Origin of the sequence: uncultured Ruminococcus sp. (assembly GCF_946415235.1) — a bacterium.
GTDB lineage: Bacteria > Bacillota > Clostridia > Oscillospirales > Ruminococcaceae > Ruminococcus.
The window spans coordinates 1-19,259 of sequence record NZ_CAMKRR010000031.1; the positions used below are offsets into that span (position 1 = coordinate 1).

14 protein-coding genes are annotated in these 19,259 nt (G+C 47.1%); 2 read left to right on the forward strand and 12 right to left on the reverse strand.

Features of this window, described 5'->3' with window-relative positions; all coding sequences use genetic code 11:
* Positions 1-1,068 (forward strand): family 43 glycosylhydrolase (locus Q0R37_RS07785; RefSeq protein ID WP_294753072.1); only part of this gene is annotated, 1,068 nt, incomplete at its 5' end.
* Positions 1,069-1,279: 211 nt separating this feature from the next.
* Here the strand turns inward: Q0R37_RS07785 and Q0R37_RS07790 are convergent.
* The 7 genes from Q0R37_RS07790 to Q0R37_RS07820 all read right to left on the reverse strand — a co-directional run bounded on the left by Q0R37_RS07790 (position 1,280) and on the right by Q0R37_RS07820 (position 11,620).
* Complete coding sequence (locus Q0R37_RS07790; RefSeq protein ID WP_294753074.1) at positions 1,280-2,653, reverse strand: hypothetical protein; 1,374 nt, start codon at positions 2,651-2,653, stop codon at positions 1,280-1,282.
* A gap of 13 nt (positions 2,654-2,666) precedes the next feature.
* Positions 2,667-3,233 (reverse strand): sigma-70 family RNA polymerase sigma factor, encoded by a 567-nt coding sequence (locus Q0R37_RS07795; RefSeq protein ID WP_294753077.1) that lies wholly within the window; start codon positions 3,231-3,233, stop codon positions 2,667-2,669.
* Between the two features lie 133 nt (positions 3,234-3,366).
* Complete coding sequence (locus tag Q0R37_RS07800) at positions 3,367-3,966, reverse strand: pseudouridine synthase (protein WP_294753079.1); 600 nt, start codon at positions 3,964-3,966, stop codon at positions 3,367-3,369.
* A 171-nt stretch (positions 3,967-4,137) separates the two neighbouring features.
* Positions 4,138-6,150 (reverse strand): dockerin type I domain-containing protein, encoded by a 2,013-nt coding sequence (locus Q0R37_RS07805; RefSeq protein WP_294753081.1) that lies wholly within the window; start codon positions 6,148-6,150, stop codon positions 4,138-4,140.
* Positions 6,137-6,691, reverse strand: coding sequence for an RNA polymerase sigma factor (locus Q0R37_RS07810; RefSeq protein ID WP_294753082.1), 555 nt, complete (start codon positions 6,689-6,691; stop codon positions 6,137-6,139). Before Q0R37_RS07810 ends, Q0R37_RS07805 begins: the two co-directional genes overlap by 14 nt.
* 380 nt (positions 6,692-7,071) lie before the next feature.
* Complete coding sequence (locus tag Q0R37_RS07815; RefSeq protein WP_294753083.1) at positions 7,072-9,768, reverse strand: CotH kinase family protein; 2,697 nt, start codon at positions 9,766-9,768, stop codon at positions 7,072-7,074.
* A 424-nt stretch (positions 9,769-10,192) separates the two neighbouring features.
* On the reverse strand, positions 10,193-11,620 hold the full coding sequence (locus Q0R37_RS07820) for a sensor domain-containing diguanylate cyclase (protein ID WP_294753085.1): 1,428 nt from the start codon (positions 11,618-11,620) through the stop codon (positions 10,193-10,195).
* Positions 11,621-11,914: 294 nt separating this feature from the next.
* Here Q0R37_RS07820 and Q0R37_RS07825 point away from each other — a divergent pair, with 294 nt between their 5' ends.
* Complete coding sequence (locus Q0R37_RS07825) at positions 11,915-12,901, forward strand: SGNH/GDSL hydrolase family protein (RefSeq protein WP_294753087.1); 987 nt, start codon at positions 11,915-11,917, stop codon at positions 12,899-12,901.
* Between the two features lie 42 nt (positions 12,902-12,943).
* Here Q0R37_RS07825 and Q0R37_RS07830 read toward each other — a convergent pair whose 3' ends face one another.
* The 5 genes from Q0R37_RS07830 to Q0R37_RS07850 all read right to left on the reverse strand — a co-directional run bounded on the left by Q0R37_RS07830 (position 12,944) and on the right by Q0R37_RS07850 (position 19,224).
* On the reverse strand, positions 12,944-13,915 hold the full coding sequence (locus Q0R37_RS07830; protein ID WP_294753089.1) for a hypothetical protein: 972 nt from the start codon (positions 13,913-13,915) through the stop codon (positions 12,944-12,946).
* A gap of 309 nt (positions 13,916-14,224) precedes the next feature.
* Positions 14,225-15,145 carry a hypothetical protein gene (locus Q0R37_RS07835; protein ID WP_294753091.1) on the reverse strand — a complete coding sequence of 307 codons (921 nt, stop codon included), beginning with the start codon at positions 15,143-15,145 and terminating at the stop codon, positions 14,225-14,227.
* A gap of 235 nt (positions 15,146-15,380) precedes the next feature.
* A complete protein-coding gene (locus Q0R37_RS07840; protein WP_294753093.1) occupies positions 15,381-16,694 on the reverse strand; it encodes a hypothetical protein in 1,314 nt (437 codons plus the stop codon).
* Positions 16,691-17,413, reverse strand: a complete 723-nt coding sequence (locus tag Q0R37_RS07845) for a sigma-70 family RNA polymerase sigma factor (RefSeq protein ID WP_294753095.1) — start codon at positions 17,411-17,413, stop codon at positions 16,691-16,693. Before Q0R37_RS07845 ends, Q0R37_RS07840 begins: the two co-directional genes overlap by 4 nt.
* A 134-nt stretch (positions 17,414-17,547) precedes the next feature.
* Positions 17,548-19,224 carry an AMP-binding protein gene (locus tag Q0R37_RS07850; protein ID WP_294753097.1) on the reverse strand — a complete coding sequence of 559 codons (1,677 nt, stop codon included), beginning with the start codon at positions 19,222-19,224 and terminating at the stop codon, positions 17,548-17,550.
* Positions 19,225-19,259: the final 35 nt, after the last annotated feature.

The window sequence follows — 19,259 nt, forward strand, 5'->3', positions numbered from 1 at the left end:
AACAGCGGCGGCGGTATCGGCGTTCTTACAGCTGACAGCCCGACAGGTCCCTGGAAGGATCCTCTCGGCCACGCACTCCTTACAGGTCAGTCACCTAACTGCTCAGACGTTGTATGGATGTTCGACCCGGGCGTATACTACGACGAAAAGACTGACGAAGCATACCTCTTCTTCGGCGGCGGTGTTGATAACAGAGACGTTTCCAACCCGAAGACAGGCCGTGTTGTTAAGCTCGGCAAGGATATGATCTCACTGGACGGCTCACCTCAGACAATGCAGACACCTTACCTCTTTGAGGACTCCAGCGTTATCAAGATAGGCGATACATGGTATTACTCATACTGTGCTAACTGGAACGTACCTAACGGTACAAACATCAACGGCGTAGGCTTCGGCAATGCAGATATCCTTTACATGACTTCCACCAATCCTCTCGGACCTTGGACATCAAGTCAGCTCAAGGGCAACGTATTCAAGAATACGGGAACACAGGGTATCGACAACGGCGGTAACAACCACCACTCGATCATTTTCTTCAAGGATAAGTACTACGTAGCATACCACTCACGTCAGCAGGAGATGCGTATGAACGGCGGCAAGGACAGAAACTACCGTTCAACTCAGCTCAACGAGTGCTCATACAACGCTTCAAACGGCACACTCAGCGCTAAGGGCGATATGACAGGTGTTAAGCAGATCGAGAACCTTGATCCTACACAGACAGTACGCGCAGCTACAATGGCTAACGAGTCAAAGGGCATAAGCGTATCAGGCGTAGGCAACACAACAGTAGAGTTCAAGAAGGGCGAATGGGCTAAGGTAAGCAAGGTCGACTTCTCCAAGGTAAAGGACGGCATACTTACAGCCAAGGCTTCTTCAAAGAGCGGTGCTATCATCAAGGTAACATCAGGCTCAAGAACAGGTGATGCTATCAGCTACATTGAAGTACCTTCAGGCGGCTCAATGACAGAGATCGAGACAGTACTTGCTGAGATCCCGAGCAGCGCAACAGACATTTACTTCATCGCTAACGGCGATGTAAGCTTCGACAGCTGGACAATGTCATAATAATTCTTTTCGGTATTGGTCTGTGGGGTGCATCTGCACAACGCGCCGCACAGATTGATATAATTCCAAAAACTGAATTGTAAGGGACAAATCAGAAAAGGGAAAAGCCGTGCTATAGGCAGCACGGCTTTTTCGCATATATAAGGAACGTGAAAAAAAGAGAGCTTTTACAGCTCTCTTTTTGCTTATTGGGTTCTGAAAAACCCCGGTTTTACTGTGGGTATCCGAAATCGCTTACCTTCCAGCTGCCGCCCTCGTAAACGGCGGTGATCTTTACCTTTTCTGTTCCGCCGGGGACTTCATTGTCTGTGATTATCTCATATATCTTGTCACCCTTTTTTATAAGCTCGGGTTCACCTGTGAAGCTGAAGCGGCTTCCTCTTGCGTTATCGCGCATATAGAGCTTTCCGTCAACTTCCTTGAACATGGGAAGATCGTTTTTCTTCTCCTCATAGATATAGCTGTAGGTCTCGCTGAGCACGGGATCGGTAACAGTGCTCTTGACAATTTCCTTTATATTATTAAGATCCGGTATCCCGCCTGTGATAAATCTGTTATATGCCACGGTATAACTGCCGTCGGCTGACTGGAATTCTAATCTGTCGCTTGTGTCGACCGATGTATGAATGCCTCCTGCCATTAAACCTTCTACAAGCTCAAGATTCGTTAAGAGCTGCAGAGCTTCTGTTCTTTCAAACTTTGAAGTCTCCTGTGACTCGCTCTGATCCTTTGTTTCGGATTCAATTCTGCAGCTTTCGATCTTCCATAAATCTTCTTCGAGTACAACGTGGAAAATTTCTTTTTCACCTGTGCTGCTGTGTGCGTTAACAGTAACAATATCAAAACTGTTGGTGCTATCGTCATAGTTCTCTATTGTGTAATCATTGTATTCAGGTAAAGATCCGCCGCCCTTTCTGAAATAGAGCTTACCGTCGATCTCCTTGAAGCGCGGTTCCTGTCCGAGATAGCGTGTTAGCAATGCTTCATATTCATTGAGCAGATCTCCTGTCATTATAGTTTCAAGGTGTCCGTTCAGCTCATTTACAGAACTGAATATATCAGCAACTCTGTAGTATGTCACTGTTGAGCCGTTGTAGTCCTCAACCTCCTGCGTGTCGCTTTCGTCAAGCTCCATATCTTCGGGAATACCGTATGATAACCCCATAACGAACCTGTATTGTCCCAGAAGAGAAGCAGCTTCCTTATCGCAGGTCTCCTCTATGGAACGGGTCGAAGGAGGTATCGTGGTAGTTACATTGGAAAGTGAACTGTCATTTACCGCAATGGGTTTGTTTTGCTTCATTGCGAACATCGTACCGCCGATACCGCTGACCAGCAGCATACAAGCAGCTATTGAAGCAAAAGCGTGCCATTTCGGCCTCTTGTAGCGCTCAACGCCGCTTACTTCGTCTTCATTGTTGTTGAAATTTATATTACTTTCTCTGTTCATTCGGTCCAGCTTTTTCTTACTCATAGCCAGCATCCTCTCTTTTTCTTCTTTTGTGAGCACAGGAACTTCCGAAAGAAGCTCTACTGTTTTGTCGTCTGCATTTTCAAGCATATCAAATTCACGATTCTCTTTCATATTCCGCACCTCCTTACAGTGTGATACCGGCAGCAGCCAGTGTGATTTTCAGCTTGTCAAGAGCTCTTGCGGCTCTCATTCTCACAGTGGAAGCTTTCATTGAAAGCTGCTCGGCTATCTCAGAAGAAGAACGGTCATAGTAGTATTTCTGGAGAATGATCGTAGAGTCGGGCTCGCCCAGCTCGTTTATCTTGCTGATCAGAATGCTGCGTGTCTCGGAAGCATCGGAATCATGCTCTATATCGGTATCGGAAACGAAATTGATAAGCTCGTCCTCCGTGTCCTCAGAGTAATGACTGCTTCTTGCCGTAAGACTGCGAAAGGCGCTTATAGCGCGGCGCTTTGCAACAGTTAACACGTACCCCTTCATATCTCCTGCGAAGCTGCTATCGGTGTCATAGCTGAAGAATATGTTTGCGAAGATATCGCTGACACATTCCTCCATGTCCTCGCGTGAAGCAACGCTTCTCAGTTTATTGTAGACTATGGCGTACACATAGTCGCAGTAGTTTTCAAAAAGCGCGTCATAAGCCCTGTCACGGGACTTTTTGTACAGAGCGCAGTATTCATTGCCTGTCATGATTATCCTCCTGAATCTGTGAAAGTATTCCATGGAAAGTGTGCTTTCATAAATAACATTCAAGTCTGAGACAGAAAGTGTCACAGATTTTTCAAAAAAATTTTTGAGCGAGTTGAAGCTCGCTCAATGTTGGCTATATTCCGCTGACAAGGAGCTCAAGCTCCTCTGCGGTCAGGGGGCGTGACTCGCCCTCCTTAAGTGAGGTATCGAGAGAAAGTCCGCCTATACTGTCGCGGCGGAGATAGAATATCCTGCATCCCACGGCTTTGAGCATCCTTTTCACTTCGTGCTTTTTACCCTCATGGATAGTCAGTGAAGCGGCAAAGGCCTTCCCCTCGGGATTTTTCATGTATTTTTCGCGGCGGTCCCGGGGGATGAAGCTTTCAAGCTCGCGGATACGGTATTCCTTTATTAAGGTGAATTCAGCTTTTTTTGCGGTCATTCCCGCCATTTTTAAGCCGTTTTCCAGCTTCTGCACCTTTTCCTCGTCAACAGAGCCCACAGCGTAGAAGAAATATGTCTTGCTAATATGCTTTGCGGGCTGCATTATCCTGAAATCGAGGTCTCCGTCGTCGGTGAGTATCAGCAGTCCGCGGGTATCAATGTCAAGTCTGCCGACGGGGTGTAGTTTTTCCGCAAGTTCGGCAGGGAAGTAGTCCATAACAGTTCTGTGGACTGCGTCCGAACGTGCGGTCACGCAGCCCTGCGGTTTATTGAACATATAGTACAGCATCGCAAGTCTCCCGAATATTGATTACACATCAATATTATATCAGTCCGTAGTGAAAAAGTCAAACGATAAGGCGGAAAAAAGGCGCAGAGAGTATATTCTCGCGCCTTTTTCGTTTAAAAATATCAGTTAGGGGTAAACTTTATTATTATTCTGAGATGAGCTGCGTGTAACTCATTCAGTATAATTCTGATTTAAATTCAGCAGACGGTTCTGTATAACCAGTACGTCGGTAAGGGTGATACCGTTGCTCTTTCCGTCGATATCTCCGTTCAGTCTGCCGATGTCCGTGAGCTGGTACTTGTTCGGATTTGAGAGATACTGCATTATAAGCACAGCGTCTGCCATATCCACAGTTCCGTCGCAGTTGACGTCGCCTTCGAGTATATAAGGATCAATGCCCGAGCTCGGCTGAGTATCTGTATGCTCATCGGTATTGCTGCCTGACTCCTCGTCCTCTTTAAGAAGCACATATATCTGAGCAAAGAATATATCGTAGATATCTCCGCTGGTGCCGTTGCGGTTGAAATCGCAGCTGCTGTTGATGTTCTTCCACACATCAGCAGGTATCTTTAAGCTGCTGTTATTGGTTTTTGCCGCAACTTCAAATATATAATCGCTTCCAAGATCGTAGTCCTTATGGTCTACAGCGCCGTCCATATTAAGGTCGGGAGCTGCCTGTGCGCCTGAGGCGACATTTTCATAGTAGGTCTTGAAGCCGTTTTTGAAAACTTCATTATCAAACCTGAAGAAGCTGTCCTCATCGGGGATAACTTCTATTTCGACAGCGCGGTAATAAAGGCTGTCTCCGATGGAGTACTCCTTTGCGTACTCAATGATGCTCTCATAGAAATCATTTTCAAAGAATTCGGGCATCAGGGTCATATGCAGGGCGAAGTAATCCTCAATTCCTGTTACGAAGCATGAAACTTCATTTGTATCCTCGTAATTTACGAAAGGTCTTGCGTAGTACACAGCGTCGCAGTTCTTTTTGATATTATCGGGAAGAGCGATGGTGTGGGGACGGGAAGCGGTAGCAAATCCGCCCTCAACGGGAACGATATAGTTATCGAGGTAGTTGTCACCGTTTATCTTGAGATATGTGAAGTCCTCGATATCCACATTTCCGTCCTCGTTTACATCGAGGTCGATAATATTCTTATCCACCATATCCTCAATTATATAGTGGTCGATCATGAGCTTGTGTGCAAGGCTGCTGACCATAAATGCAAATGATGATTCACTGCTGATTTTTTCCGTCGGGAGACCGCTGCTGTCTGACGATGCGGTATCAGCGGGGCTTACGTCATTGTATGACACCCTGTTATTGATAAGATAGCAGCAGGTGAGGATCTCAGCATCCTCGGTGCTTACCTGACCGTCATTGTTGTAATCGGCGTTCTCAGCTATGAGCTGTCTTGTCTCCTGAGGGATATCTGCAGTATCGGGAGTATCGTTCTGACCGTCCATGCAGTACATATAGAGCAGGCGGCAGTCCTCAAGGTCTGATCTGCCGTTCTGATCGAGGTCGGTTATCATACTGAGCTTACGGATATTCTCGATACCGTTTTTCTGATTTGGATACCTGTCGTTATTGACGTGGTATTCGGTATTTACATTGGAAATAACATTTGAGACAGAGGCGGTGAGTGCCGAAAGGAACACAGGTATTCTCTGCATATCTATCTTCACTTCGTGCATCGGCACATCTGTCTGAATATTTGCGGAAGTTGTAGCCGTGACAGGTACAGCTTCAGCGGAAGAAGACGTAACGGCGCTGTTTTTGACTGCATTTTCGGCTGTTTTATTGTCAGAAGTGACAGTGCAGATAGCTGCGGCTGATACCGAGCTTGTCACAACTGTTTCTGCCCGTTTACGGGTCGTTTCCGCAGCAGTTACAGACAACGCCGTCGTATTCTTTGTTGTGCTGTTTGTGTCATAAGCTGTTGTTGTGCTCTTCTGTTCCTGATCGGGAATGGTTTCCGCAGGCGTAACGTTATCGATCTCAGGCGGGATCACTGCGTTATTGTACCGGTAAATACCCTTACCGATCACTGCCGCAGTACAGCAAGCAAATGCGGCGGCAGCAGCACAGAACTTCACGGTCATAGCTTTGCGTTTATCCTTTGCTATCTGCTCATCGCGCCGTCTGAGTACGGTTTGAGTGACCTCATCATAGTCCCGCATACGTTATTCCCTCCTTTTCAAGTTCAGTTTTAAGAGCTTTTTTGGCTTGGTATAAAAGGTTTGTGATCTGTCGGTTACTTTTTTTCATTATCACCGCCGTTTCCGCATTTGAAAAGCCTTCGAGATATATCAGGTGAACGACCTGACGATACTCGTCTTTTAGATTGGATATAGCCTTATGTATGATAGCTTTGCGCTCCTCATTGATGTATGCCTCTTCGATGTTGACACCTGAGGTAAGCTCCGTACATTCGTCAAAGGACACGGTCTTGTATCCCTTACGTTTCCTGATACTGTCTATCGCAAGATTTCTTGCGATGGAATACAGCCAGGTCTTAAAGGAACTTTTTCCGTTATACCGCGGCTTTTTATAAGCCAGTCGGAAGAAGGTCTCTTCCATCAGCTCTTCGGCTTCAGAAAGATTGTTGGTGAAGCTGTTAAGGAATATTACGAGCCCGTCCATGTATTCGCGGACCAGCTCTCCCATAGCGGCATCATCACCGGCAAGATAACGGCTGTAGCTACTTGAACCATTATCCATTGACAGGCTCCTTTCCGAAAATTCTGCCTTTCACTTTATTAGACGTAATTTTTTTCTGATTATCTTAGCAATTTGCGGAAAATTTTCCAAAAACTTTTTATGGCAGTGGTGTTTGCCGAAATATTGCGAAAAAATATAGTTAATGCCATCAGCAGTATTTTCTGTTTTATTTGCAGACGCGGACTGCGGGGAAGTATATTTATATACCGCATTACGTGAAAAGCGTCTGCTTCCTAAATAAATTATATCATGAGTGGGCTCAGATTGCAATGGAAAAAGATAAAAAATGGCAGAAAAAGCGGCAGCTGTAAGCTGCCGCGCAAGGAGTATATATAAGGCGGTACTATAAGCGAAGAAAGAAATACCGCCATATATTCGGTTTAGTTGTTTTTGCTGAGAAGTGCTCTTCTCATGCTGATGATATCGAATACGTCCAACACGCTGTCCTCGCAGAGGTCGGCGTTCTTCCAGTTTGCAAGCTCAGCTCCGCTGTCGGCTGTGAGCCATCTTTGCAGGAGCACGAGGTCGACTACATTGAATTCGCCGTCAGCGTTGACATCGCCGTATACGTCTGATGTGTAGACAGCTTCAACAGTTGCGTCGGATTCGAGCCTGAAGCTGATAGTAGGTGAGGTCTTGTCGCCTTCGGTTATCTTTGCACCCTTGACTATCCAGTGCGAGAAGGTGTGTCCTTCCTCGGGGGCAGCCGTAATGGTCATATCGTAGTCGGAGTGGTAATTACCGCTCCAGCCGTCTGTATTTCCGAGATCGAGAGTATTGAGCTTTATGCTGCCGTTGACTGCGTGGTTGTTCACAGTGAGCTTATAAGGAGCTGCTGAGAGCTTTGCAGCCGAGCGTGTAGTGCTTTCCGCGTATGAATAGCGCTTTGAGTAGAAGTTCAGCACAGTCGAGACAGAGCTTTCAAATCTGTTTGCTCCGTTGTTTCCCGAAAGGCTGTTTGCATAGAAGCGGGCAAAGGTATCGGCTACCTGCTGCTTGTAATTGTTCTTGTAGCTGTTTATAACTTCCGATGTTCTGTCGGTTGTGAAGTTATAGTTTGCAAGATCCATCATGGTCCTTGAGAAACCGAGCCTGAATTGCTCGTCCTTCATGAGGGCGGTGAACATTCTGCCGATATCGCTGTTTGTGCTGCTGATCCTGCTGTAGCAGTTTGCCGAGAAGGACTTGTCATTGCTGCCGTAAAGTCCCTGTCCCGATTCGGTATCGAAGAGTATCATTCTCCATTTGCCGTCTGCATAGGGATTTGTCTCGTCAACAGCGTCCGAGCGCCATACGGAATAGTTCCTCTGCGGCCAGTCTGCGTTAGCCCAGTATATCTGAGCTGCGAAATAGTCCATATATCCCTGTACATCGACCTTCTGACAGAATTCCTCATAGGATATGCTGCCGCCTGCAACACCGCTGCAAAGTGCTTTCCAGTCATTGAGGTCCTCGTCTGAACCGTCCTCGAGCTCGCCGTTCTTTATCATGGCGATATCGCTTTTCTTGACGCCGTAGTGCTCGTGGAGATAGGTCTTGTCTATCTTTTCCATCATCTGATAGATGCCCCAGAATTCACCGTCAATGAAAAGTATGCACTCGGTAGTTGCCTGATATGCAAAGGCTCTGTCGGTGATGAGGCTCTGATTTATGCTGTCGCGGAAGAAGGCGTAGTTATTGTCGTTTCCGCCGTTCCTGAGGACTATACCGCCGTAATTCTTTATTGATTTGCCGTTTTTGGCCTTTGTTGCCTTACCCGAGAAGAAGTCGAAATTGAATTCCGATGTGCCGTAATCCTCGCGGGTATAAACAGTGAAGCTCTTCTGCGGGAGACTTCTTGAATAGTTGCCCTTGATTCGTATGCCGACATTCTGCTCAAGCACCTTTTCTCCGTTGTCAAAGAGTGTGAACGTAGCTTCGCGTTCCCAGTCTCTTCCCCTCATGGTATAATTTGCGGGCATTTCCCATATATTTCCTGCTCTTCTTGGCTGGGCCCTGTTATCCTCGGGACCTTTTCCCTGTTCGGGGCCGTTCTCTTCCTTTGGTCTTTCCTCCTCCTTCGGTCGGTCGCCTTCTTTAGGACCGTCGTCCTGCTTCTGCTCGCCGCCGTATGCCTGACCGAGGCAGTATATGCCTTTTTCGTAGTCAAAGAGGTTATCGGGGTCTGTAACAAGGGAAACTACCTTCATCTGAGGGTAATATCCCGAATTTGTCTTGCCTATGAAGTATGTCTTTGTGACTATATCGCTTATGCGTCCCTCGCTGTCGACGGATACGGCGCGTATAACAGCTGCCTTGTCAACGGTATCGCGGGGAGCTTCTGCTCTTCCGGGAACTATATCCGTGCGGGCGCTCAGACGGTTCTCCGTATCGGACATATCGGCAACAGTGATGGGCTCGGTGTACTTTTCGGACTCTGTGGTAGGGTCGCTTCCGTCGGTAGTATAATAGACCGTGCAGCCCTCATCGGCTGTGAGGGTAAGTGAGAAGCTGCTGTCATAGAAGCCGCTCTCCTGCGAGAATTCAGGCAGGTGCACGGCATTGCTGCCCTCGGGAGCAGCGTTTGCCTGAGCGGGAGTACATTTGAGTGTATAGAATTCTCCGCTGCCGTCGGGATACTGTCCGTAGGAGGTATCCTCGGCAAGTGAACCGAAGGTAATGGTATGGGCTGTATTGCCCTGTGCGTCTGTGAGGGCTAAGGTCTCGCCAGAAGCGGAAAGTCCGAAGGGAGCTATTTTGCTGTCGTTAGCAGCTGCGTCGCTGTCACAGAAAACGACAAGTCTTTCGCCTGCCTTGACAGTAGTTCCCTCGGGGAAGGTGTAAAGGTAGGGCTTGGATTCCTTGTCGGAAAGTCCCCAGCCCGAGAGGCTGACGTCCTGACTGCTGCTGTTGTAGAGCTCTATCCAGTCGTAGCAGTTTCCGTCAGCTGACTGGTAAGTGCTGTTCTTTGCACATACCTCGTTCAGTGTGATGCCCGAGCTGTTCTCGGCATTTGCGGGGAGATACGAAGCGGACTGCATTATCATGCCAAGGCAGAGTATCCCCGCAGCAGTTTTGCGTTTGAAATGCATTTTCATGTTTTCCTCCTGTTTTTTGCTGTTTCCTGCATTACAGCAGATATTTTACGTTTTCTATTCTTTAAATGTTTTTCCTGTGGTTGTTCGCCTTTGTATAAAGTTATCACTTACAGCATAATAATTTTACCACACAACAGCAGATGGTTCAACCGAAAAAAGATAGATTTAGGGGAAAAAATGAGGAAGTTCATGGGTGAAACGTAATTTTGCTGCTTCTGACATAAAAAGCTGAACGAATATCGAAAGACTGTCCGAAAGTGTTTTGCGGTATCGTACGAGAGGTAACAGTCACGTAAAATAATATCACAGTAAAGGATACGCAGCAGCACTGCGTATAAACGGTGTAACAGAAATAATTTTTTCGCAATACCGCAAAAAGCTCCCCGCTTTTTTTCGGGGAGCATGATAATGCTGTTTTAAAACATCAGTTCTGACGTCTGCGGTCAGGATGATTTTCATAAAACTGCTGCTTGTTTTTGTACATACTCTTGTCGGCGATACTCATAGCTTTCCTTATATTGCAGTCAGATGCGTCGTAGCAATAGCCAAGTGAAAAGCTTACATTTCCGTCGGTCTCCGAGTATTTTTTCAGCTTTTCGATGCGCTTTTCAAGCTCTTCCTCGGAAATATCCGTAACGATAGCCATGAATTCATCGCCGCCTGCACGGTATATCTCGCCGTCAAAGAAAACCTTCTTGAATATGCCTGCTGCGTCCTTGAGCAGCATATCTCCCGCAACATGACCGTCGTTGTCGTTGACCTGCTTCAGACCGTTCAGGTCTGCAAAAACTACCGCAAGACTGTCGGGCTTGCTGCCGCTGTCCTGCATGAGCTCGTCTATGCGCTTGTTCATAGCGTTGCGGTTGTATACGTCCGTGAGCATATCCACAGTGCTCATTGTTTCAAGCTGTTCGAGGAGCTGATAGTTTGCTATCTCCGAAGCTACGAAATAAGAGGTTATCTCGAGAGTTGCGCGTATCCTGACAGTATTCTCGGTATCGAAGTTTATAGCCCATATATAGCCGAGAGTCTCGTCATTGTACAGCAGCGGATAAAGAACTATGCTCTGTATGCCCGAGGCCTGCATGGATTCGCACCATACGGGATTTCTCTCGCGGAGAACTTCCATATCGTTTTCATTCTGTATGATAAGGCAGGTGCTGCCTGCAATTGTATCCTTCCATGTGGCAACTATATCAAAGAAATTCGTGTAATGGGCGTTGAGATACTCGCTTACGGGAAGGAGACCGAGCCCGGGAGCAGATGAGTCGCAGAGCACTGAGCATTTTCTTTCCTTAAAGTCCGTGAGGAGTATGCAGCACACCTGAGCTCCGCACATTTCGCGGATATCTGAGATAACGTCGTCGATAGTATGCTTGAAATCGGCAGTACCCCTGAGCTTTATGCAGGTCTCGAGTACGGAGACCGATACAGTGGCATCAACATTGGACATACGCTTTGTATTTGCCTCGGGGGTGAGCTCCTGAGAATATGTACAGTAGTATATGTTTTCCTTGTCGGAGGCAAGAGGCATCATATACATATCTACCCAGAAGCTGTATCTTTCGGGGTGGATATAGGTATGGAAGGACTTTTTGAGCACTGCGGAGTTATAGCAGGCGTTTTCAAAATTAAGATCCTTCGGGATATACCTTTCATACGGTGAATCCGGCACGAATTTATTATCCAGCATCTCCGAAAAACAAATAACATCGGGATTTTCTATAGAGTTGACATAAGCCTTGTTGCCCACAACGATGCGTATATTGCCGTAGCTTCCGTCGGGAAAGACTTCCACGGACATGATGCAGGTCATAGGCTCAAAGCTGTCAACGAGAGCTTGCAGATCCATAAATTCACCTTCCGTTCCAATAAATACTTCATTTATGATTATACCATGTTTTTGCACGATTGTCCAGTAAATATGGTAATTATTTCTTCCTGACAGGGATCTTTTGAAAAAGAATTTTCATCAACATTATTATTATACCAAAAAACACTTGAAAAAGTCAATGATATCACTATTTTTGCAGATAGTATCTTATGCCTGATTTGACTTTTTCGGCTGTATCTGTTACAATATGTTAGTATTTGATGCAAAAAAAGCTGTCGTTAAGATGCTTTCTGCGGAAAAGAGGTTTTTACAATGAGAAAAGCTGCTGCATTTTTGGGCTTAGTTACAATGGCGCTGTGCCTTTCATCATGTGATATGACAGAGATACCCGAATGGGAGGTGACCCACAATACGGAAGTGCCGCCGAAAATGATGTTCCTCGGTGATTCTATCGCAGCAGGCTACGGACTTGAGGGATATTCGGCTGACGATCTGTACAGCTGCTCATCCTATGCAAATATACTGAAAGAGAAGTACGAAGCCGAGCTGGACGGCGAATGCGGACATAAAATGGTGAATAAGGCAGTATCGGGAGCAGCTTCCTACGATCTGCTCGAACTGATACAGAGCGGCGAGCTCGACGAGGATCTGAAGGACAGCGACGCGGTGGTAATATCCATTGGCGGAAATGATATGCTTGGTATCATGCTTGAAGCACTGAGAAGTCTGGGAATAAGTGAAAAGGGAGATTTTAATTCGGAGGATCTTGATATTTTCAGTGCCGCTTCTTACTTTCTGAGCATGGATAAGGATATCGACGAAGCACTCGTGCAGTTTGGCAAAAACATCGCGGCGATATCCGAGGAGCTCGGCAAAAGGACGGACGGAACGATATATGTTCAGACGCTTTACGATCCTCTGGAGTCATTCGGCAAATTAAAGCTGGTCTCGGATTTTTCGGGTGAAAAGATAGGGAAGCTCAACAGCATCATATCGGAGAACTCCCTGAACGGCTATAAGGTCATAGACACAGCGGCAGATTTCAGGGGTAAGGCAGACAGCCTTACCAATATCGGCAAATTTGACATACATCCCAATGCGGACGGTCACAAGGTGATCGCTGCCGATGTGGACGCTGCATTCCGCGCCACAGGCTTCAGCTACGTGACTGTTGAGCACGGAGAAAAGAGACTTACAAAGGAAGGCAAAATGGCTGTGGGAGGCGGCATTGCGGCAGGTATCATCATGCTCGCAGGTATTGTCACCGCAGCAGTTTTACATAAAAAGAAGAAAAAATAATAAAAACCGTAAGGGAACTGCTGATCCCTTACGGTTTTAACTTTATCGCGGCATTTCCTGATCGGGAACGATTATGGCGCCGTTGAGGCTGAGGTTCCTCAGGAAGATTAGTCTTGCCTGATCCACACATTCGGGCTTTACCATATAGTACAGGTAATGCTCCATAAGGTTGAACATATCAAATGTTCTTCCCTCTATCTTGAACTGATTGAAGCCCATGGGAACATATTTGTTCCATATATCGTCGGGAGTAATATGTGTACTCAGAGACTTTATGTCAAAGAGGCTCCTGTGCTCGCATTTACATTCAAATACTGCCTTTGCCTCGGGGTGATCCTTGGCGAATTTATCGGAATCGAAGGGAGCATTCGGATACTTCCTTACGTGATTTGCATAGGCTATCTGCTCAAGGCCTATGGTCTGATAGTGAAGCGAGCGGTTGGCACAGGCGGGATTGCAGCAGGCGTTCACAAGTATCTCGCATTTCTCCTTGTTAGGTATCTTTTCGAGGATATCGAACTTGTTGTTGAGGTCGTAATCAATAACTACTATGTGGTAATCCTTTCCGACCTCTTCATAGAGCTTGTCGGGATCGGTTATTCTCTTGCAGGTTGAGCTTGTGAGCTTGAAATTGGGATAGGTCTTTCTTATGTATTCCTCAAGGACAGGGGACATAACGATACATTCGTTCATGCCGTTGTCTGCGATATGCATTACCATGTTGCAGAATTCGTCGCTGAGGTGTTTCTTTTCTATCATGGGATTGGTAAATGTGAAGCGGAGTGGTATACCCTTGCCGTTGAAGTACTTTGTAACGCCTCTTACGAAGTCCTTCTGACACATACCGTGCATTACACGTCCGCCGTTCCACAGAGACGGCGGGAAAATGCCGTAAACGGAAGCTATCTCGACTCCCTCGCGGAAAAGCTCGGGACTGTTTTCAAGCATTGTGAGAAATACGGAATTAAATTTGAAAAGCCTTGCAAAATCAGGCAGATGAAACCTTACTTTCATTGGGATTCCTCCTTGTTATAAGCCTACTGACAGGCAGAGTTATTAGTATATATATTATATCACACAATAACAAAAATAGCAAGGTGCGGGGATAGGCACGGTGAAATAAAAAAATGCGCCGCAAAAACGTGCTTGCGGCGCTTCCTTTTATCATATTCAATCTTGATATCGCACTTTTACCGAGATGTGCAGATATCAGTCGGGTAAAAGGGGGTAAAAGAGGATAAGGGGATTGGGATTGGATTGTTTAGAGATCTGCCCTTCGGGGAAAACCTTTGCAGGCAAGGGCAGACCTTAATATTAACTTGATTATTCAGCGTCAGCCTCAGCTTCAGCTTCTGTTGCAGCCTCAGTTGTCTCCTCAGCTACAGTCTCAGTTGCTTCTTCTGCCTCAGCAGCTTCAGCAGCCTTGAGAGCCTCTCTCTCCTTAGGACCGAGGTGCTCGTGAACAGGAGCTACAGGCGGCTCAGGAGGTGTGGGAGGTGTAGGAGGTACAGGCTTCTCGCCATCCTCAGGAGCTACAGGCGGCTCAGGAGGAGTAGGAGGTGTCGGAGGCTCAGGCTTGTTCGGATTTACAAAGTGAACATCAGCGTGAACGTCCTTAGCATTGAGGATCTTCTCGATTGTCTCTTCGTCAAGGAAATCTACCTTGCTGAGATCTACCTTATCACGGAATTCCATGAAGAGGTCTGTGAGCTCAAGGTGTACAGGGCCGAGAGGCTTTGTGGGCTTCTCAACGTCCTCAGCGTCCTCTGCTTCTTCAGCATCCTCAGCTGCTTCTTCGTCTACCTCAGGCTTCTCTTCATCCTCGGGAGGAACGGGAGGTACAGGCTTCTCATTTGAATGGAAGTGGATGTCAACCTTCTCGATCTGATCCCAGTTGTCAAGGATAGTATCTGTGAGGATATCGATGCTGTTAGCGTCGATGAATGTACGGATCTGGTCGATGAACTCTGTTACATCGAGGATAACGGGCGGCTCGGGAGGAACCGGCTTCTCATCTTCGTCGAGTTCAGCAGGAGGAACGATGAGGTCAGGTGTTTCAACTTCAACAGCTTCCTCAACAGCTTCTTCAGCTGTATCCTCAGCTTCATCCTCAGCAACAGCTGTGATTGCAACTGTTTCTTCTGCAACTTCTGTTTCCTCAGCAGCGAAAGCGTTGAGGCTCATAGCTGAAGCCATTACTGACATAGCAGCTATTGCAGCAAGAATGTTCTTTTTGCTTTTCATTGGTAATTACTCCTTTGTTGTAAATTTATCTCCTTAGGGGGGGAGACATAAGCATTATTTGCTTTATGTTAACAGTTTACGGAGTGGGATATTAAAAAGCGGGGTAATTATGAATTTTTTTGGAAAAAATCCAAAAATTTTTTTAAAGGGCCTGCATAAGCCTGTTTTACGGCATAAATGCAGAAAAGGCATTGACTGATCAATGCCTTTTCCGTATATCTTATTTCATGTTTTCTCAGGGAATGGGAACGGGGGAAACAGAGGGTTGGGGATTTGATGCGGATACTTCATTATCGGGCAGTGCTTCCCTGGCAGTATCCTTTTTGGCAGGCATTATCCTCTTTATGGAGAATTCATATGCCGCTGCGGGTTCCCGAACAATTTCTTCTTTTGTTTCTTCTGCGGGGGCAGGTGAAACTGTTTCGGGAGACTCAGGTTTTTCCTGAGGAGCTTCCTTTATCTCGTCGGCAGACGGAGAGGAGAGCTCGGGTTCGGGCAGTGCTTCCCGAACTTCTTCTATATCAGCCGCAGCCTGTACGCGAGGGGCAGGCGCGGGGAGAAGCGGTTTTAATTTTTCAACTGCTTCATGTGTGATCTCTATAATGCCGTTGTTGTCTCTGAGAACAAAGTGATTATTGTTCGCGGGAGCAGCAGGAGCTTCAGGCTCTGCGGGCTTTGGCGGTTCTGCCTTGTCATCAGGCTTCGGAACAGCCTTTGAACCGTTCTTCGACTCGGGCTTTACGGGATCGTGTGCAGGAGCATCCGGCTTCTTCGGAGCTGCGGGCTGTGCAGGAGCAGCAGGAGCTGCGGAACCAATGGCAGGCGCGGGAGCTTCGGGAGCTTTTATCTCCTCCTCATGAGGCATGGGAGCCTCTGGAGCCTGTGCTTCTTCATCATGGGGCTTCGGCGGTTCGGGAGCTTTGTCGTCCTTCGTCTTATCAGCCTCATGGGGCTTCGGCGGCTCGGGCTTATCGTGAGCGGCAGGCTTCGGAACACCGAATTCATAGATATTTACCTTTGTATCGGTGATGCCGTTCTCAAGTTCTTCCTTGATGGTATTGTATTCATCGGCTTCAGCCTTTATAAAGATGTTCACAACATCATCTTCGGCATTTATGCCCTGCGTTTTTTCGATATCAAGGATCTCGTTTGCGGCGGTGAGCTTATCCTTGCCCTTTCCGTCGTAGTCCTTGAGGAGCTCGTCGGCCTTGTCGTCACCTCCGCTGAGGTGAATTACCTGACCTTTTTTGTTAAGATCCATTCGTATATTTGTTTTAGCAGATATCAGGATGGTTGAGTGTGTTTTGAAATTACGTGTATAGTAGAATGAACCTGCTGAAACTGCGAGGGCGAGACACGCAGCAGCTGTGGCAAATCTTGTAACGTAGAAGCTGATCCGTCTTTCCTCTGTTGCAACGCCCTCCATGAGAACGGGAGCCGAGACGGTCTGTCCTACCGAGTACCTGAGGTTTGCAGCCTGCACATAGCGCGCTTCTTCGTCCATTAGTACAGCATATCCTTTGTGACATTCCATAACGATATATTTCATTTGTTTTCACCACCTTTTAATACTTGCATGATATGGCCGCGCATTATCTCGTATCCGTTGGTGCATATAAGCAGTACGGCGACAAGATAGCGTCTGTGCCTTTCAAGAGACTTTCTTTCCACATTTGCGCCCTCCGCAAGCTTGGCAAGGGGAACGCGCTTGGTCCTCAGAAAGTCATCGAGGATCTCTGGATTATTTCTTGCGTAAAATACAGCTTTCTGACATATCTCAAGTGTACGGCGCTGTCTCGGAGAATTTTCCGCAACATCGTTCATACTCACACCAAAATCCTTCATTTGTGCTGAAAGCTCTTCGATCTCCTGTTTTGTTGCATCTCTTAGTTCGTTTTCTGCGTAATCATCGTGCTCGTCTCGGATCGTTTCTTTCAGGTCTGTTTTGTCATCATCACTGACGTCCAGGGATATTTGACCTTTATTTCTCTTTTCTTTACGGTAATTATCTATCAGGCGATTTTTTATCTGCAATGCGGCGAACTTGAGGAAAGAGCCGCGTAATCTCGAATAATTCTTTATAGCTTCATAAAATGCAAACATGGCAATACTTAGCTCGTCATCGCTCTGATCGGGCGGACGGTTCAGAAACTTGGATGTTTCAGACTTAATAAAGGGCATATAAGCAGATATGAGTTCGTCTGCTGCGTGGCTGTCCTTTTTTGCTCTGTAGACCTGGGATATGATTTGATGTACATCAGAAGTCATATTTGCCACCCCCAATATTACTTATAGTTTACGCAGCCCGCACATCAAAAACGGGGTGCTTATGGCAAAATTTAAAAAAATTTTTCTTTTTTTACAAATTTGCCCGAACTGTTATGTTCGGGCGGTATTAAGGCTTATTTAGCGGAGTTTTCCTCGTCCTGGTGGCGTATCTGAGCACGCTTGATCTTGCCGCCGAGGGTCTTGGGGAGCTCCTTTACATATTCAATAACGCGGGGGTACTTGTAAGGCGCGGTCTCGCGCTTTACGTGATCCTGAAGCTCCTTTGTGAGCTCGGGTGAGGGGGTATAGCCCTCTGCGAGAACTACAGTAGCCTTTACGACCTGACCTCTTATGGGGTCGGGAGCGCCTGTTATAGCGGATTCAACTACAGCGGGGTGGGTGAGGAGAGCGCTCTCTACCTCGAAGGGTCCGATACGGTAGCCCGAGCACTTGATAACGTCGTCGTTTCTTCCGACGAACCAGTAATAGCCCTTGGAATCGCGCCATGCAACGTCGCCTGTATCGTAGTTCTTGCCGCCGAGAACAGCTTCTGTGAGCTCGGGGTTCTTGTAGTATTTGCAGAACAGACCTGTGGGACGCGCCTTGTCGATACCGCATACCATGATGCTTCCCTCTTCACCGTCCTCGCACTCTGTACCATCGGCACGGAGCAGGTGGATATTATAGAGCGGTGATGGCTTTCCTGTTGAGCCGGGCTTCGGGTCTATCCACGGGAAATTGGCGATAAGTACGGTACCCTCTGTCTGTCCGAAGCCCTCGCGCATCTTCTTGCCCGTGAGCTCGTAGATACGGTTGAATACCTCGGGGTTGAGAGGCTCGCCCGCATTGCAGAAATTCTGTATGGATGAAAGATCGTACTTTGTCATATCCTCCTGGAGCATAAATCTGTACATAGTAGGCGGAGCGCAGAAGGTGGTCAGCTTGTAGTGGCTGATAACTTCAAGTATATCCTTTGCATTGAATCTGCCCGTGAAGTCGTATGCGAACTGTATAGCGCCGCATATCCACTGTCCGTATATCTTGCCCCAGCCGAACTTAGCCCAGCCCGAGTCGGATATTGACATATGGAGCTTGTTTTCCTGTACCTGATGCCAGTACTTTGCGGTTACGATATGACCGAGTGGGTGTGCGAAGTTATGACATACCATCTTCGGCATACCTGTAGAGCCCGATGTGAAGTATATGAGCATGGTATCTGCTGCCTTGGTAGCCTGATCGTCTGTGGGGCGCTCAAAGGTATCGGGATACTTTGCTATCTCGTCCTCGAAGTAGTCCCAGCCCTCACGGGGCTCTGCAACGGCTATCTTCTTGCGGAGAGTCTTTATCTCTGGAGCAGCTGCGTCTATCTGTCCTCTTATGTACTCGTCGTCGCAGGCTATTATAGCGGATATCTCAGCCATATTGCCGCGGTAGGCGATATCATGTGTGGTGAAGAGCAGATTTCCGGGGATGAGTATTACTCCCAGCTTATGGAGAGCTGTGGCTATTACCCAGTATTCCCAGCGGCGGCGCAGTATAAGAAGCACCACATCGCCCTTTTTCAGCCCGAGGCTGCGGAAATAATGGCAGGTCTGATTTGAAAGCTTTGATATATCCGTAAATGTGAATGTCTTTTCCTGCTTGTCGTGGCTGAGCCATACAAGAGCCTTTTTCTCGGGCTCCTGCTTTGCCCATTCATCAACTATATCCCAGCCGAAGTTAAAGTCCTCGGGAACATTTACGCGGTAATTTTCCTTGAAATCCTCGTAGGAATCAAATTCTATGCGAGGAAGGTATCGGTCTAAAAGCATGATATTAAGAACTCCTTTGTATTAGCCTTCTGCGG

Bases quoted from the DNA above. Each gene is read 5' to 3' on its own strand.
- Q0R37_RS07790 (WP_294753074.1), bottom strand. From the start codon at position 2,653: ATGAAAGAGAATCGTGAATTTGATATGCTTGAAAATGCAGACGACAAA.
- Q0R37_RS07795 (WP_294753077.1), bottom strand. From the start codon at position 3,233: ATGACAGGCAATGAATACTGCGCTCTGTACAAAAAGTCCCGTGACAGG.
- Q0R37_RS07800 (WP_294753079.1), bottom strand. From the start codon at position 3,966: ATGCTGTACTATATGTTCAATAAACCGCAGGGCTGCGTGACCGCACGT.
- Q0R37_RS07805 (WP_294753081.1), bottom strand. From the start codon at position 6,150: ATGCGGGACTATGATGAGGTCACTCAAACCGTACTCAGACGGCGCGAT.
- Q0R37_RS07810 (WP_294753082.1), bottom strand. From the start codon at position 6,691: ATGGATAATGGTTCAAGTAGCTACAGCCGTTATCTTGCCGGTGATGAT.
- Q0R37_RS07815 (WP_294753083.1), bottom strand. From the start codon at position 9,768: ATGAAAATGCATTTCAAACGCAAAACTGCTGCGGGGATACTCTGCCTT.
- Q0R37_RS07820 (WP_294753085.1), bottom strand. From the start codon at position 11,620: ATGGATCTGCAAGCTCTCGTTGACAGCTTTGAGCCTATGACCTGCATC.
- Q0R37_RS07825 (WP_294753087.1), top strand. From the start codon at position 11,915: ATGAGAAAAGCTGCTGCATTTTTGGGCTTAGTTACAATGGCGCTGTGC.
- Q0R37_RS07830 (WP_294753089.1), bottom strand. From the start codon at position 13,915: ATGAAAGTAAGGTTTCATCTGCCTGATTTTGCAAGGCTTTTCAAATTT.
- Q0R37_RS07835 (WP_294753091.1), bottom strand. From the start codon at position 15,145: ATGAAAAGCAAAAAGAACATTCTTGCTGCAATAGCTGCTATGTCAGTA.
- Q0R37_RS07840 (WP_294753093.1), bottom strand. From the start codon at position 16,694: ATGAAATATATCGTTATGGAATGTCACAAAGGATATGCTGTACTAATG.
- Q0R37_RS07845 (WP_294753095.1), bottom strand. From the start codon at position 17,413: ATGACTTCTGATGTACATCAAATCATATCCCAGGTCTACAGAGCAAAA.
- Q0R37_RS07850 (WP_294753097.1), bottom strand. From the start codon at position 19,224: ATGCTTTTAGACCGATACCTTCCTCGCATAGAATTTGATTCCTACGAG.